The organism is Streptomyces sp. NPDC048734 (assembly GCF_043198675.1).
Lineage (GTDB): Bacteria > Actinomycetota > Actinomycetes > Streptomycetales > Streptomycetaceae > Streptomyces.
On record NZ_JBICUZ010000008.1, the window covers coordinates 150,376 to 165,111 of the forward strand.

The following is a 14,736-nucleotide window of genomic DNA, read 5'->3' on the forward strand; positions in this document are numbered from 1 at the left end:
CTACGGTTCGAGTCGCCCCGGAACATCGTGATGGTGCACCGGATGGGACGGTCTGACGAGTAGCCCGTACGCAGCCCGGCAGGCCGCGTGTCCACCCGTGGACGGCCGCGCAGGTCTTCGGCGTGCGCGCGGCCCTCCCCCGCCGCTGTCAGGCCGCTGTGGACGTCGGCGCGGGTTGCGGGCTGCGTCAGGGCGAGCTCTTCGGCCTGTCCGTGGAGGAACTCGACTTCGAGGGCGGGTGGCTGGCCGTGGGCCATCAGCTCAAGCGCATCCGCGGGAAGTACGTGTTCGCCCTGCCGAAGGGAGGCAAGGTCCGCGACGTGCCGCTTCCGAAGGCCGTGGCCACCGCGCTGCGCGCTCGTTCCGAGGCGTGCGCGCCTGTCGACGTGACTCTTCCGTGGCGTACGCCGGACGGCCCGCCGGTGACGAAGCGGCTCCTGTTCGGCGGCCCTGAAGGCAATCACGTCCGCGTGAGCGACTTCAACGAGCACCACTGGAAAGCCGCGCCGGCCACCGCTGGGATCATTCCGGCGCGGGAGGCAGGCAAGCGGTACGCGTCGGCCCCTGAGCACGGCATGCACGCGTTCAGGCACTTCTACGCGTCCGTGCTGCTGGACGCCGGCGAGAACATCCGGGCCCTGAGTTCCTACCTCGGACACAGCGATCCCGGGTTCACACTCCGGACCTACACGCACCTCATGCCGAGCAGCGAGGGCCGCACCCGGCGGGCCGTCGACAGCCTCTGTCTGGCGTCGACTCCTCAAGATCACGGCCCGGAGGCGGCCCAAGCCGCCTGAGACGGTCCCGGCCAGAGCCGAACGCGCTGGTCGGGGCCCTACCGGCCCGGATCCCGCGGACTTCATCTACTTCTGGCCCCTGCACACCGGCACCGCGATCCCGATCGACGACCGGCGTTCACATATGTGGTTGGACGCCTGGGTCTAACGATTGCGACAACTCCCGTCCCGTAGAACCCTCTTCCGCTTACTGTGAGCCGTGGGGGATCCTTCTGAACGCGTTCAGAAGGGCCTGGCGGTTCAACGGGGAGGACGACCATGCGCAAGGGGGCCAAGGCGGCGATCGTCGGGTCGGTGTTCGCCGTCATGGTGGGCGGGGCCGGGTACGGCGCCTTCAACATCGTGAACGCGCTGGACGGCGACGGCGCCGGCGGCGCACCGGATGCGAGCGGACCGGCGCCCGTGCGGACCGGGCCGCCGAGCGCCGCCGAGGTGAAGGAGACCAGCGCCGCGTTCTTCGCGGCCTGGGAGAAGGGGGAGGCGGCGAGCGCGGCGGCGCTCACCAACAACGCCGGCAAGGCGGGGCCGCTGCTCACCTCGTACGGCCAGGCCGCGCGCATCACCGGTGTGCGCGTCACTCCGGGCGCGCCGGCCGGGCGCAGCGTGCCGTTCACGGTGAAGGCCACGGTGTCGTACGGGGGGAAGTCCAAGGCGCTCGCCTACGGCAGCCGGCTGACCGTCGTGCGCGGGGTGACCACCGGCAGGGCGCTGGTGGACTGGCAGCCGTCGGTCGTGCACCCCCGGCTCAGGGACATGGACGACACACTGGTCACGGGCGAGTCGGCGGCGCCGCCGATCGAGGCCGTGGACCGCGACGGCAGGGTGCTGACGAAGGAGAGGTACCCCTCGCTCGGGCCGATGCTGAACGAACTGCGCGCCAAGTACGGCGACAAGGCGGGCGGCACGGCCGGTGTCGAGCTGGTGATCCGCCACGCCGCCCCGGACTCCGCGGACACGCCGCTGCTGACCCTGGCCGAGGGCAGGGCGGGCCGGCTGCCCACCACGCTCAGGGCGAGCGCGCAGGCGGCCGCCGAGAAGGCGGTCCTGAAGTACCCCGAGTCGTCGGTGGTGGCCGTCCAGCCGAGCAGCGGTGAGGTGCTGGCGGTCGCCAACAACCGCAACGACGGCTGGAACGCGGCCTTCCTGGGGCAGGTGGCGCCCGGCTCCACCATGAAGATCATCAGCGCGGCCACCCTCATCGACAACGGCATCACCACCGCGACCGGCCCGGCGCCCTGTCCGTCCGAGGCGACCTGGCAGAGCCAGACCTTCGGCAACATCAAGAACATGCCCCCGAACGAGAAGGCGACCCTCTCCGAGAGCTTCGCGCGCTCCTGCAACACCGCCTTCGTGAAGTACGCGGACGAGGTGAAGGTGGACTCCCTGACCGACGAGGCCAGGAACCGTTTCGGGATCGGCCTCGACTGGAAGACCGGCGTCCCCTCCTTCGACGGCTCCGTCCCGGCCTCCGGCGGCCCGGACACCGCGGCCGACATGCTCGGCCAGGGCCAGGTCCAGATGAACCCGCTGAACATGGCGTCGGTGACGGCGACCGCGATGACGGGTGCCTTCCGGCAGCCGGTGATCGTGCCGCGCAGCCTCGACGGCCGCGAACTCGCCCACGCGCGCGGGCTGCCGGCCGGCACCGTGGAGCAACTGCGCGCCATGATGAACCGCACCGCGACCAGCGGCACGGCGGCCGGCGTGATGTCCGGCCTGAGCGGCCGGATCGGCGCGAAGACGGGTTCGGCGGAGGTCGACGGGAAAGCGCGCTCCGACAGCTGGTTCACCGGCTACCGGAACGACGTCGCCGCCGCGGCGATGGTCCAGGACGGCGGTCACGGCACCGACGCGGCCGGCCCGATCGTCGCGGCCGTACTGCGGTCGGGCGCCTGAGGACACCCGTAAGGCGTGGGTGACGTCACACCTGACGTCACCCCGCGGGCGGGGACTCCAGGGTCTTTCGTCGGGATCGGGCCGGATCAGGGAACGGGGTCTGGTGCCGTGCGTCGCAAGGCGGAGGAGGGCACCATGGCGGAGCCATGGCAACCGACGACAACGCGGCGAGCCGCGGTGCCAGACCCCGCGAGCCCGGCATGATCCCAATGAGAGGCCCTAGGCTGGGCGCCGTCGTTGGTGCCGGTGGGAAGGACTCGCACCGCCGGTGGGACGGTTCACCCGGCGGGGAGGGTCCGGCGGGGACAGTGGGGCGAGGCGGCCCCCCGTAGAGCACGGAGGATCGCGGGCTGTGGGCAAGAGAAGGCGCGTCGCCGAACAGCGGAGCAAGCGGCCGGCCGTGGTCGGCGGCGTGATCGCCGTCGTCGTCGCGGGCGCGGGCCTCGGCGGCTACGCGCTGTACGGCGGCGGAGCGGCGGCCCAGGACGGTTCGGCGACGGCGAGGAAACCGGCGGTCCGGACCGGTCCGCTGTCGGCGGCCGAGGTCACCACCGCCGCCAGGGCGTTCCTGGCGGCCTGGCAGCAGGGCAAGGTCGCCGAGGCCGCCGCGGCCACCGACGATCCGGCGGCCGCCGGCGCCCTGCTCACCGGCTGGACCAAGGACGCCCGCATCACCGGCGCCACCCTCACGGCCGGCCCGCGCGCGGGTACCAAGGTGCCCTTCGCCGTGAAGGGCACGGTCACCTTCGGCAAGGCGAGCAAGCCGGTGGTGTACGACAGCGCGCTGACCGTGGTGCGGCGGGCGAAGGACGGCGAGCCGCTCGTCGACTGGCACGCGTCCGTGGTCCACCCCGATCTGGCCGACGGGGACACCCTGGTGACCGGCGAGGCCGGCGATCCGCCGGTCAAGGCGCTCGACCGCGACGGCGGTGAGCTGACCGCGAAGAGGTACCCGTCCCTGGGCACCGTCCTGGACGGACTGCGCGAGAAGTACGGCAAGAAGGCCGGCGGCACCGCGGGGGTCGAGCTGCGGGTGGTCCGCGGCAAGGCGTCGAAGGCGAAGAAGGCCTCCGACAAGACGCTGCTGGAGCTGAGCGAGGGCACCGCCGGCACCGTGAAGACGACACTGAGCCCGTCGCTGCAGGCCGCCGCCGAGAAGCAGGTCGCGAGCGCCGCGCGGGCGTCGGTCGTGGTGACCCGCGCCTCCACCGGCGAGATCCTGGCCGTGGCCAACAGCAACCCGAACTTCAACACGGCGTTCCAGGGCTCGCTGGCGCCCGGCTCCACCATGAAGGTCATCACCTCCTCGCTGCTCATCGAGAAGGGCCTGGCGTCGGCGAACAAGGCGCATCCGTGCCCGAAGTACTTCAGTTACGGCGGCTGGAAGTTCCAGAACGACGACAAGTTCGAGATCAAGGGCGGCTCCTTCAAGGCGAGCTTCGCGCGCTCCTGCAACACGGCCTTCATCAGCCAGGCGGGCAAGCTCGACGACGACAGCCTGACCAAGCAGGCGCAGCAGGTCTTCGGCCTGTCGTCGAACAACTGGGCGATCGGCGTGCCGACCTTCGACGGCTCGGTACCGGTGCAGTCGGCGGCCCAGATGGCGGCGGAGCTGATCGGCCAGGGCGGGGTGCGGATGAACCCGCTGAACATGGCGTCGGTGGCGGCCACGGTGAAGTCGGGCACCTTCCACCAGCCGTACCTGGTCGCCCCGTCGGTCGACGGCCGCAGCCTGGCGAAGGCCCCGCGCACGATGTCCGCTGACACGCTGTCGCAGTTGCGGGAGCTGATGAACTACACGGCCGCGCGCGGCACGGCGGCCGAAGCGATGGCCGGGCTCGGCCCGGACTACGGCGCCAAGACGGGCTCCGCCGAGGTCGACGGGCAGAAGCAGCCCAACGGCTGGTTCACGGCCTACCGCGGCGACCTCGCGGCGGCGGGCGTGGTGCAGCAGGGCGGTCACGGCAGCGAGTCGGCGGGACCGATCGTGGCGGCGCTGCTGAAGGCGGGCGCCTAGGGCGGACGGGCCGGGGCCAGGCGAGCCAGGGCCAGAGCCGGACCGGAGCCGGGCGGACCGGAGCCAGGCGAGCCGGGGCAGGCGGGCCGGGGCCAGGACCGGACAGATCCGGGCCGGGCGGCTAGCGGGTCAGTTGCCGGCCCGCCGCGCTCGCCGCCGCGTAGGTGCGGCGCAGGAAGCGCAGCAGTGCCTTGGACTCGAACTGCACGACCGAGACGCCCTGCGCGGAGTGGAACTCGACGATGGCCTGGACGCGCCCACAGGGCCAGACGCGGACCTCCCCGCTGCCGGCCGGAGCGCGCAGCCCCTGTTCCAGCAGGGTGCGGGCGATGCTCCACTCACGGCCGCCGGGGAGTCCGACACGGACCGTGCGCGGGTCGTCGTCGGGGTCGTAGTGCAGGGAGACGGGAACGGCGCTCCGTTCCTCCTCGGTCAGGTCCGCGTCCGTGACGATATGGGCTCGCGCGTACTGCTCGACTACAGACATCTGCCGCCCTCTCACTCTGCGTGACCTGTGCGGAATCTGTGCGTCCCCCCCTTCTCCAATGTCGCACATTTCCCGGGCCCCGCCCGCCGGGACGGGCGCATCTCACATGTGCGATACACGAACTTCACCGTGCGCCCCACAGCAGGACTCCCTCGCTCTTGCAACCTGTTCGCATTAAGCCACTATCATCGAACGGTGCACGTACCCGACGGATTCATCAACGCCCCGACCTCCGCCGTGACCGGAGTCGTCGCCGCGGGCGCCATCGCCGTGAGCCTGCGAGGGGCGCGCCGCGAACTCGACGAGCGCACGGCACCGCTGGCCGGCCTGGTGGCCGCCTTCATCTTCGCCGTACAGATGCTCAACTTCCCCGTCGCGGCCGGAACAAGCGGCCATCTGCTCGGCGGTGCCCTCGCGGCGATACTCGTGGGCCCCTTCACCGGGGTCCTGTGCGTGTCCGTCGTCCTGCTGATGCAGGGCATCCTCTTCGCCGACGGGGGTCTGACCGCGCTCGGCGTGAACATCACCAACATGGCGGTCGTGACGACGGTGGTGGCCTACGCCGTCTTCCGCGGACTGCTGAAGGTCCTGCCGCGCGGCCACCGTTCCGTCACCGTCGCCTCCTTCACCGCAGCCCTGCTGTCCGTGCCGGCGGCGGCCCTCGCCTTCACGCTGATGTACGCGGTCGGCGGCACCACCGACGTGGCGATCGACAAGGTGGCCACCGCGATGGTCGGCGTGCACGTGCTGATCGGCGTCGGTGAGGCCGCGATCACCGCGCTGACGGTCGGCGCCGTCATCGCCGTACGGCCGGATCTCGTGTACGGGGCGCGCGGGCTGCGGCAGCGGCTCCGGCTGCGGGTGCACGGCGAGCTCGTGGACGTGCCCGCCGCCGAGGAGGCGCGCACGGCGCCCGTCGCGGCGCGCGCCTCCCGCCGCACGCTGTGGGTGACCGGCCTGGTCACCTCCCTCGTCCTCGCCGGCTTCGTCAGCTTCTACGCCTCCTCGGACCCGGACGGCCTGGAGAAGGTCGCCGCCGACAAGGGCATCGACGACAAGACCGAGGAGCACGCCGCCGCGGACTCCCCGCTCGCCGACTACGGCGTCGAGGACGTCGACGACGCCCGGCTGTCCGGCGGGCTCGCGGGCGTCATCGGCGTCGGCGTGACCGTCGTCGCGGGCAGCACCGTGTTCTGGGCGGTACGCCGCCGGCGCGGCGCCGACGCCTCCCCGACCTCCGTCGAGAACGTCTGACATGGGCGCCGGGCACGCCCACCGGCTCTACCGGCACGGGCACTCGCCGGTGCACGCCCTGCCGCCGCACACCAAGCTCGCCGCCACGTTCGCGTTCGTCGTGGTCGTGGTGTCGACACCGCGCGAGGCGGTGTGGGCGTTCGGCCTGTACGCCGTCCTGCTCGGCGTCGTCGCGTTCCGGGCGCGCGTCCCGGCCGGCTTCCTGCTGAAGCGGCTGCTGATCGAGGTGCCGTTCGTCGCGTTCGCCGTGCTGATGCCGTTCGTGGCCGAGGGCGAGCGGGTGGGCGTCCTCGGGCTGTCCCTCAGCGTCGACGGTCTGTGGGGCGCCTGGAACGTGCTCGCCAAGGGCACCCTCGGCGTGGCCGCCTCCGTCCTGCTGGCCTCCACCACCGAACTGCGCGAGATCCTCCTCGGCCTGCAGCGCCTGAAGCTGCCGCCGCTGCTCGTGCAGATCGCCTCCTTCATGATCCGCTACGGCGACGTCATCACGGACGAGATGCGGCGCATGCGGATCGCGCGGGAGTCACGCGGGTTCGAGGCGAGCGGCGTCCGCCACTGGGGTGTCCTCGCGAAGTCCGCGGGCGCCCTGTTCATCCGCTCCTACGAACGCGGGGAGCGCGTGCACCTGGCCATGGTCAGCCGGGGCTACGCCGGCACCATGCCGGTGATCGACGAGGTGACCGCCTCGCGCGCGCAGTGGTCGTACGCGCTGACCCCGCCGCTGGCCGCCCTCGTCGTCTGCGTGCTGGGATGGACCCTGTGACTGCTTCCCTCGAGGTCTCGGGCCTCGCCTTCGCCTACCCCGACGGCCACCAGGCCCTGTTCGGCGTGGACTTCTCGATCGCGCGCGGGGAGCGGGTGGCGCTGCTCGGGCCGAACGGCGCCGGCAAGACCACCCTCGTGCTGCACCTCAACGGCATCCTGACCGGCGGCGCCGGCACGGTGACGGTCGCCGGGCTGCCCGTCGGCAAGCGGCACATGGCCCAGATCCGGCGCAAGGTCGGCATCGTCTTCCAGGACCCCGACGACCAGCTGTTCATGCCGACCGTGCGCGAGGACGTGGCGTTCGGGCCCGCGGCGGCCGGGCTGAAGGGCGCGGAGCTGGATGAGCGCGTGGACCGGGCGCTCGCGCAGGTCGGCATGGCCGACTTCAGGGAACGTCCGCCGCACCACCTGTCCTTCGGGCAGCGCCGCCGGGTCGCCGTCGCGACCGTGCTGGCGATGGAGCCGGAGATCCTCGTCCTGGACGAGCCGTCCTCCAACCTCGACCCCGCCTCCCGCCGCGAACTCGCCGACATCCTGCGCTCCCTCGACGTCACCGTCCTGATGGTCACGCACGACCTGCCGTACGCCCTGGAGCTGTGCCCGCGCTCCCTGATCCTCAGCGAGGGCGTGATCGCGGCGGACGGGCGCACGGGCGAACTGCTCGCCGACGACGCGCTGATGCGGGCGCACCGTCTGGAGCTGCCGTTCGGATTCGACCCGCGCTCCGTGACAATGGGAGCGTGACGAACGCGCGCGTGACACGCCAGGACCGTGACGTCGAGGGCTCGCTGTCGCTGGACGAGCAGCTGTGCTTCGCGCTCTACGCGGCCCAGCGTGCGGTGACGGCCGCCTACCGGCCGCTCCTCGACGACCTCGGCCTCACCTACCCGCAGTACCTGGTGCTGCTGGTGCTGTGGGAACGCGGCCAGACCACGGTCAAGGACCTGGCGGCGGCCCTGCGGCTCGACTACGGCACGGTGTCGCCGCTGTTGAAGCGGCTGGAGGCGGCCGGGCTCGTGCACCGGGAGCGCTCGGCGCGCGACGAGCGCTCGGTGCTCGTCGCCTGCACCGGGCGCGGGGAGGAACTGAGGGAGCGCGCGGAGCGGGTGCCCAGCGCGCTGCTCGCGTCGACCGGGCTCGACGCGGCGGAGGCCGTGCGGTTGCGCGAGGAGCTGTGGAGGCTCGCGGAGAAGGCGCAGGGGGCGGCGGAGCGGGGCCGCTGAAGCCTCGCGGCGAGGCCGCCGAAACCTCGGGACTGGGCAGCCGGACCCTCGGGGCGACGCCGCCGGGCCTTCGGGGCGAGGACTCTTACCTGCGGTTACCGCCCCCTCGGCCGAGCGCTTCCCCACCGGCAGGTACCTTGTGCACGATGTAATGGGGCACAACTCCGGGGAGGTCCCGCAGTGACCGAAGGCGCCGCTGTCGACGCCGTCAGCACCGTCGACACGATCGACACCCGTCCGACGAAGATCATGTACGTCGCCGAGGCGACCGCCCACGGCGGCCGGGACGGCTATGTGACCAGCCAGGACGGACGGATCGATCTGAAGGTGGCCATGCCGCCGGAACTGGGCGGCGACGGCGACGGCACCAATCCCGAACAGCTCTTCGCGGCCGGCTACAGCTCCTGCTTCCACAACGCGCTGATCCTGGTCGGCAACCGGGCGGGATACGACCTCACCGGCTCCACCGTCGCCGCGAAGGTCGGCATCGGCCCCAACAGGACCCACGGCTACGGCCTCGCGGTCGCCCTCAGCGTCTCGCTGCCCGTGCTCGACGCGGGCCTCGCAGCGCAGCTGGTGGACGCGGCGCACCAGGTGTGCCCGTACTCGAACGCGACCCGCGGCAACATCGACGTAACGATTCTGCTGGGCTGACCGGACACCGGAATCGCGGGTCCGGCTAGGACGTTGTCCCCCCGGTCGCAGGTGAACCGAGAGGACGTACGGACGTGGATGTGCACGGCACGGTGACCGCCGGCTTCGAGCCGGTCGGGGAGGCGTTCGCCCGCAACTTCGACACCCTCGGGGAGCGGGGCGCGGCCGTCGCCGTCTACCGGGACGGGCACAAGGTCGTCGACCTGTGGGGCGGCAGCCGCGACGTCGACGGCGGGGCGCCCTGGGAGCGGGGCACCGCGCAGGTCGTGCGCTCCGCGACGAAGGGTGTCGCCGCCGCCGTACTGCTGATGCTGTGGCAGCGCGGGGAGCTGGACCTGGACGCGCCGGTGGGGACGTACTGGCCGCAGTACAAGGCGGCCGGCAAGGACCGGACCCTCGTGCGGGACGTGCTCGCGCACCGCGCCGGGGTGCCCGTGCTGGACCGGCCGCTGACGCCGGCCGAGGCCGCCGACCCCGATCTCGGCGCCGCGGCGGTCGCCGCGCAGGCGCCGGTGTGGGAGCCGGGGACGGACCACGGCTACCACGCGCAGACCTACAGCTGGCTGACCGGCGAGCTGGTGCGACGGGTCACCGGGCGGACGATCGGCGCCTGGGTCGCCGAGGAGATCGCCGCACCGGCCGGGGCCGAGCTGTGGCTCGGTCTGCCGGAGCGCGAGCGGGCGCGCGTGGGACGCGTGGGGCAGACCGAGGCGCCCTCGCAGGCGGGTGCGCTGCGCACGCGCCCCAAGCGCGCGGTCGCCGACGCCTACGCCGACCCCGACTCGCTCACCCGCCGCGCCTTCGCCGCGATCACCCCGCTGCCCGACGAGAACGACCCCGCCTACCGGGCGGCGGTCCTGCCCGCCTCCAACGGCATCGCCACGGCGGACGGCCTGGCCCGCTTCTACGCGTCGCTGATCGGCGGGGCCGACGGTGGCCGCCGCCTCCTCGCACCGGAGACGGCGGCCGCGGCGCGCGGTGAGCGGTCGGCCGGGGCGGACCGGGTACTCGTGGTGAACACCCGCTTCGGCCTGGGCTACATGCTGCACGGCGCCGCGTCGCCGCTGCTGTCCCCCGCCTCCTTCGGCCACCCCGGCCGCGGCGGCCCCCTCGGCTTCGCCGACCCGGAGTCGGGCATCGCCTTCGGCTACGTCACCAACGGCTTCCGGTCGAGCGTGACGGCGGACCCGCGGGCGCAGGCACTCGTAAGGGCCGTACGGACGGCGACGACCGGCGGCTGACGGCCGTCCTCCCGCGTCCGCCGCGCCCGACGCGTCCGTTGCTCCCGCCGGGTCCGCCGCGTCCGACTCCTCCGCTCATACGTGGATCGGGTGCGAGGTCCTTCCCGACGCGTCGTCGATCTCCATGTGGGCCTTCGTCAGCAGCTGCATGGCGATCTCGTTCAGCGCACGGGCGCCGGCGATCTCCTCGCCCACCCGCGGCTGGTTGGGGTCGACCCGGTGGCGGCTGGCGTGCCCGTGGGCCCGGACCTCGGACCCGTCGGGCAACCTGACCAGCGCGACCGCGCGCGTGTGCTGATCGTCCTCCTCGAACTCCAACTCGACGTGCCATCCGACTGTGGTGTGCATCACGACGATCACCTCCGGAACACCTGCTTCCAGGGTGCTCCTCGACGCGCCGGGGCGCATCCACTCGGGTCACGGCAGCGGGCTCGGGCAGTCGTCCGGTACGTCGATGCCGAAGTCCTCGGCGAGCACCTCGCGCACCACCGCGTCCCGGGTCGGTCCGCGTCGCGGGAACACCGGTGATCCGGTTCGGCCGGAAACATCGTTGCGGCCGGCCGGGGCGGCCACTACCTTCCCTCTGGTGACTACCGGGTCGGCCATGGGCCATGCACGAGTGAGGCGCCCGGCCCCGGCATGAGCGCGAGGCGGGCCAGGGGCCCGCCGTCCCGTCTCCGCGTCCTTCTTTCTCACCCTCCCCGCGAGGGCGCCACCCTGGACACCGAGACCGGAGACCTTCCCTCACCATGCCCGTTCAGTCAACGCTTCCCCAGCTCAACCACCTCGCCGTGCACGCCCATGACCGGCAGCTCTCGGCCGAGTTCCTCGCCGCGATCCTGGGCCTGCCGGTCGGCGCGCCCTTCGGCCCGTTCCTGCCGGTCGACCTCGGCAACGGCGTCACCCTCGACTTCTACGAGAAGCGCGACGAGCAGATCCAGTCCCAGCACTACGCGTTCCTCGTGGCGGAGGAGCAGTTCGACACGATGATCGCCCGCCTGGACGCCGTCGGCGTCACGTACTACGCCGATCCCCGGCACACCGAACCCGGCCGCACCAACAGCCTGTTCGGCGGCCGGGGCGCGTACTTCGCCGACCCGGACGGCCACAACCTGGAGATCATGACGCGGCCGTACGCGCGGCCGTAGCGGACGGGAGGGCATCGCACGGGCGGGTTCGAAGGCGGGCCATGGGCCCGGCTCTGCGAAGCCGGGTACGGCGGTCACCCGCAGGACGTCACGGCGCCCCGCGCACGTCAGGACGGCGCGCCCGCCCCCGGAAGAGGGGGACGGGCGCGCCGCCGGTGAGGGTTCGTCAGTGACGGTCGCCGCGGTCGTGACGGTCGCCGCCGTGGTGACGGTCGCCGCGGTCGTGACGGTCGCCGCCGTGGTAGCGGTCATCGCGGTGGTGACGGCCGCCCCAGGACTCGGCGTCGACGAAGCGGTTGCGGTCGTTGCGCAGGGTGGCCGTGTCGGCGCGGTTGTCCCACACCTCGCGGCGGCGGTCCTGGAACAGGTCGGTGCGGGTGTCGCGGCCCTGGCCGGTGTGGATCCTGACGGTGGCGCGGGGGGCCAGGCGGTAGTCGTCGAAGGTGTAGACGCGGCCGTCCCGGTTCGACAGCCTCCACCCGTCCAGGTTGATCGCGTGGCGGGTGGTGTTGGTGAGCTCGATCCACTCCCTGTTCAGGGAGCGGTTGGAGCGGTCGTCACGGCCGCCCGGCGCGTCGTACTGGACGTCGCTGATCTCCACCTTCGGCCGTTCGGGGCGCGAGTGGTCGGCGGCGGACGCCGGCAGTGCCACGGCACCGACCACGGCGGCGGCCACGAGGCCGGCGGCGGCGAGACGACGGGCGGAAACAACGGAAGCAGACACAAGGTCTCCTAGTTTTGTGCGAGTTGCGACCGCATCGGCCGCAGAACCCACACTTGACCACCACACGTCCCGCAAGCGGCCGATTAACGCCTCACGTTACGAATCATCCATATTCCGGTGACAGTAGCCTTCTATGTCCATCTATGCAGTGAAGGCACGGAGCCGTTGCCGCATCTGCCCTGCGGGCCCTCCCGGTGATGGAGCGTCACCCGAAAGTGGGTCACAACGGACCGGGCGGACAAAAGGCCGGTGAGAGCGCCCCGTCCCCACGGAGCCCTCACCGGCCTTCTCCGCACCGCGCCCGCTCAGCGCGGCGTCATGCGCGGACCGGTTCCCGCCCCTTGCCGGGGTCCGGGTCCGCGTCGCGGGAGTCGAGGGCCTCGAGCCCCTCGCCCTCGACGTCCACGTCGGGCAGGCGTGACCGGCCCGACGACGTGAGCGGTGGCGTCAGGAAGGGCGGACCGCGGGGACGGTCGGGAGGTGGCGACCGCGGGGACGGTCAGGAGGTGGTGGGGACACCGAGGGCGGGGAGGACCACGGCGTCGATGTACGAGGTGAGGAAGGCCTGGGTGGGCGGCTGGTCGTCGAGCAGGGCCCGGGTGGCGAAGCCGCCGATCATCATGTGCAGGAGGAACTCCAGCGCGGGGCAGTCCGCACGGACCTCGCCCCGGTCGACGGCCCGCTGGATCACCTGGTGGAAGCCCGCCATCTCGGGTTCGACGAGCTGCGCCCGGAACGCCCTGCGCAGGTCGGCGCTGTTGTGCATCGCCATGGCGACGCCCCGCATGAGCGCCGAGTTCTGCTCGATGGTGCAGTCGTCCTCGAGCCGGATCAGCGCGTGCAGATCGCCCCGGAGCGAGCCGGTGTCGATCCCCTCGCCGTGATCCGGCTTGGTGTGCTTGATGGCCTTCACGACCAGATCGGCCTTGCCGCCCCACTGGCGGTAGAGCGTGGCCTTGCTGGACCGGGTGCGGGCGGCGACGGCGTCCATGGTCAGGGCGTCGTAGCCGACCTCTCGGAGCAGGTCGAGCACGGCCGCGTACAGCTCGGCCTCGCGCTCGGGCGTGATGCGACTGCGACGCGCCGTCGCGACCTCAGTCATGCCACTCACCTTCCGGCTCCGGTACGGACTCATCCCGTACACCAAGAAGATACCCTGCGCCCCTGCGAAACGAAACGGTTTCGTACGTGCTCTGGCTCACGTCCGTCAAGAACCCACAAGTTGCCCGGCCCCTGGTGCCGGAAAAGCATGGGAACGTGACCTACTTGCGCCTGCCGCACCTCAGCGGCGACCAGTTGTGCTTCGTGGCCGAGGACGACCTCTGGCTGGCCCCGCTCGACGGACCCGGCCGCGCCTGGCGGCTCACCGCCGACCGCACCAAGGCCGGTCACCCCCGCCTCTCGCCCGACGGCGGCCAGGTCGCCTACACGAGCTGGCGCAGCCTCGTGCCCGAGATCCACCTGGTCCCCGTGGACGGCGGTCCCGGACGGCGGCTGACGTACTGGGGCAGCCCCGACACCCGCGTCTGCGGCTGGACTCCGGACGGCGACATCCTCGCCGTCGGCTCCCACGGCGAACCCTTCTCCCACTTCACCTGGGCCTACAAGCTCTCCCCCGACGGCTCCCCCGGCCGCAAACTCCCCTGGGGCCCGGTCACCGACCTGCAGAGCGCCGACCTCGACGGCGAACGCCGCACCCTGCTCCTGACCGGCACCCCGCCGCACGAGCCTGCCTCCTGGAAGCGGTACCGGGGCGGCGCCACGGGCCGGCTCTGGCTGCACGGACAGCGGCTGCTCGCCGACCTGGAGGGCCACCTCGCCGCCCCCATGCTCGTCGGCGGCCGGGTCGCCTTCCTCTCCGACCACGAGGGCGTCGGCAACCTCTACTCCTGCGCCCACGACGGCTCCGACCTGCGCCGGCACACCGACCACGACGCCTTCTACGCCCGCAACGCCGCCAGCGACGGCGCCCGCGTGGTCTACCAGTGCGCCGGGGACCTCTGGATCGTCGACGACCTGTCCCCGGACTCCGAACCGCGCCGGATCGACGTACGGCTCGGCGGGCCGCGGACCGGGCGGCGGCGCTACCCGATTCCGGCCGCGCAGCACGTGGACGGGATCTCGGTCGACGAGACCGGGCGGGCGAGCGCGGTCGTCGTGCGCGGCAGCCTGTACTGGCTCACCCATCGCGACGGGCCCGCGCGGACCATCACCGACCCGCCCGGGGCACGGGTCCGGCTCCCCGAGATGCTCGGCCCGGGCGGGCAGGTCGCCTATGTGACGGACGCGGAGGGCGAGGACGCCGTCGAGATCGCCTACCTGCCGCGCGCGAGCGGCGACCGCGCGCCGCGGCGACTGGCCTCCGGCGGTCTGGGCCGGGTGCTGGAGATGGTCTGCGACCCGGCGGGCGAACGACTGGCGATCGCCTCGCACGACGGCCGCCTGCTGCTGGTGACGGTGTCCGACGAGGCGGTGTCCGACGAGACGGCGGACGCGGGCGGGACGGGGGAGCCTTCGGAAGCCGGGGAGG

14 protein-coding genes and 1 pseudogene are annotated in these 14,736 nt (G+C 72.5%); 11 read left to right on the top strand and 4 right to left on the bottom strand.

Annotated elements, in window-relative coordinates; translation table 11 throughout:
• Nucleotides 1-122: 122 nt before the first annotated feature.
• The 3 genes from ACGFQC_RS22110 (at nt 123) to ACGFQC_RS22120 (ending at nt 4,710) form a co-directional block, all read left to right on the top strand.
• Nucleotides 123-797 carry a tyrosine-type recombinase/integrase gene (locus tag ACGFQC_RS22110; protein ID WP_393288537.1) on the top strand — a complete coding sequence of 225 codons (675 nt, stop codon included), beginning with the start codon at nt 123-125 and terminating at the stop codon, nt 795-797.
• 258 nt (nt 798-1,055) lie between these two features.
• The gene (locus tag ACGFQC_RS22115) at nt 1,056-2,693 is read left to right on the top strand and encodes a penicillin-binding transpeptidase domain-containing protein (RefSeq protein WP_363086600.1); all 1,638 of its coding nucleotides are present in this window, start codon (nt 1,056-1,058) and stop codon (nt 2,691-2,693) included.
• A gap of 352 nt (nt 2,694-3,045) precedes the next feature.
• Nucleotides 3,046-4,710, top strand: coding sequence for a penicillin-binding transpeptidase domain-containing protein (locus ACGFQC_RS22120; RefSeq protein ID WP_363086601.1), 1,665 nt, complete (start codon nt 3,046-3,048; stop codon nt 4,708-4,710).
• Nucleotides 4,711-4,831: 121 nt separating this feature from the next.
• Here the strand turns inward: ACGFQC_RS22120 and ACGFQC_RS22125 are convergent, their stop codons facing one another.
• Complete coding sequence (locus tag ACGFQC_RS22125; RefSeq protein WP_363086602.1) at nt 4,832-5,197, bottom strand: SsgA family sporulation/cell division regulator; 366 nt, start codon at nt 5,195-5,197, stop codon at nt 4,832-4,834.
• A gap of 195 nt (nt 5,198-5,392) precedes the next feature.
• Here ACGFQC_RS22125 and ACGFQC_RS22130 point away from each other — a divergent pair, with 195 nt between their 5' ends.
• The 6 genes from ACGFQC_RS22130 (at nt 5,393) to ACGFQC_RS22155 (ending at nt 10,334) form a co-directional block, all read left to right on the top strand.
• Complete coding sequence (locus ACGFQC_RS22130; protein WP_363086603.1) at nt 5,393-6,451, top strand: energy-coupling factor ABC transporter permease; 1,059 nt, start codon at nt 5,393-5,395, stop codon at nt 6,449-6,451.
• A 1-nt stretch (nt 6,452) separates the two neighbouring features.
• Complete coding sequence (gene cbiQ, locus ACGFQC_RS22135) at nt 6,453-7,214, top strand: cobalt ECF transporter T component CbiQ (RefSeq protein WP_363086604.1); 762 nt, start codon at nt 6,453-6,455, stop codon at nt 7,212-7,214.
• A complete protein-coding gene (locus ACGFQC_RS22140) occupies nt 7,202-7,960 on the top strand; it encodes an ABC transporter ATP-binding protein (protein WP_363086605.1) in 759 nt (252 codons plus the stop codon). The genes cbiQ and ACGFQC_RS22140 overlap by 13 nt, the downstream gene beginning before the upstream one ends.
• Nucleotides 7,957-8,439: a MarR family transcriptional regulator gene (locus ACGFQC_RS22145; protein WP_363086606.1), complete on the top strand. Its 483-nt coding sequence runs from the start codon at nt 7,957-7,959 to the stop codon at nt 8,437-8,439. The genes ACGFQC_RS22140 and ACGFQC_RS22145 overlap by 4 nt, the downstream gene beginning before the upstream one ends.
• 180 nt (nt 8,440-8,619) lie before the next feature.
• Complete coding sequence (locus ACGFQC_RS22150) at nt 8,620-9,093, top strand: organic hydroperoxide resistance protein (protein ID WP_363086607.1); 474 nt, start codon at nt 8,620-8,622, stop codon at nt 9,091-9,093.
• Nucleotides 9,094-9,167: 74 nt separating this feature from the next.
• Nucleotides 9,168-10,334: a serine hydrolase domain-containing protein gene (locus tag ACGFQC_RS22155; RefSeq protein WP_363086608.1), complete on the top strand. Its 1,167-nt coding sequence runs from the start codon at nt 9,168-9,170 to the stop codon at nt 10,332-10,334.
• Between the two features lie 75 nt (nt 10,335-10,409).
• On the opposite strand, the gene ACGFQC_RS22160 is transcribed toward ACGFQC_RS22155, so the two are convergent.
• The gene (locus tag ACGFQC_RS22160; protein ID WP_363086609.1) at nt 10,410-10,685 is read right to left on the bottom strand and encodes a DUF1876 domain-containing protein; all 276 of its coding nucleotides are present in this window, start codon (nt 10,683-10,685) and stop codon (nt 10,410-10,412) included.
• Between the two features lie 398 nt (nt 10,686-11,083).
• Here ACGFQC_RS22160 and ACGFQC_RS22165 point away from each other — a divergent pair, with 398 nt between their 5' ends.
• Nucleotides 11,084-11,482 (top strand): VOC family protein, encoded by a 399-nt coding sequence (locus tag ACGFQC_RS22165; protein ID WP_363086610.1) that lies wholly within the window; start codon nt 11,084-11,086, stop codon nt 11,480-11,482.
• 166 nt (nt 11,483-11,648) lie between these two features.
• On the opposite strand, the gene ACGFQC_RS22170 is transcribed toward ACGFQC_RS22165, so the two are convergent.
• Both ACGFQC_RS22170 and ACGFQC_RS22175 read right to left on the bottom strand, forming a co-directional pair.
• The gene (locus tag ACGFQC_RS22170; RefSeq protein WP_363086611.1) at nt 11,649-12,206 is read right to left on the bottom strand and encodes a lamin tail domain-containing protein; all 558 of its coding nucleotides are present in this window, start codon (nt 12,204-12,206) and stop codon (nt 11,649-11,651) included.
• Between the two features lie 499 nt (nt 12,207-12,705).
• The gene (locus ACGFQC_RS22175) at nt 12,706-13,308 is read right to left on the bottom strand and encodes a TetR/AcrR family transcriptional regulator (protein ID WP_363086612.1); all 603 of its coding nucleotides are present in this window, start codon (nt 13,306-13,308) and stop codon (nt 12,706-12,708) included.
• A 155-nt stretch (nt 13,309-13,463) separates the two neighbouring features.
• On the opposite strand from ACGFQC_RS22175, the pseudogene ACGFQC_RS22180 reads away from it, so the two are divergent.
• Nucleotides 13,464-14,736, top strand: a pseudogene (locus tag ACGFQC_RS22180) (peptidase S41); the annotation flags it as partial.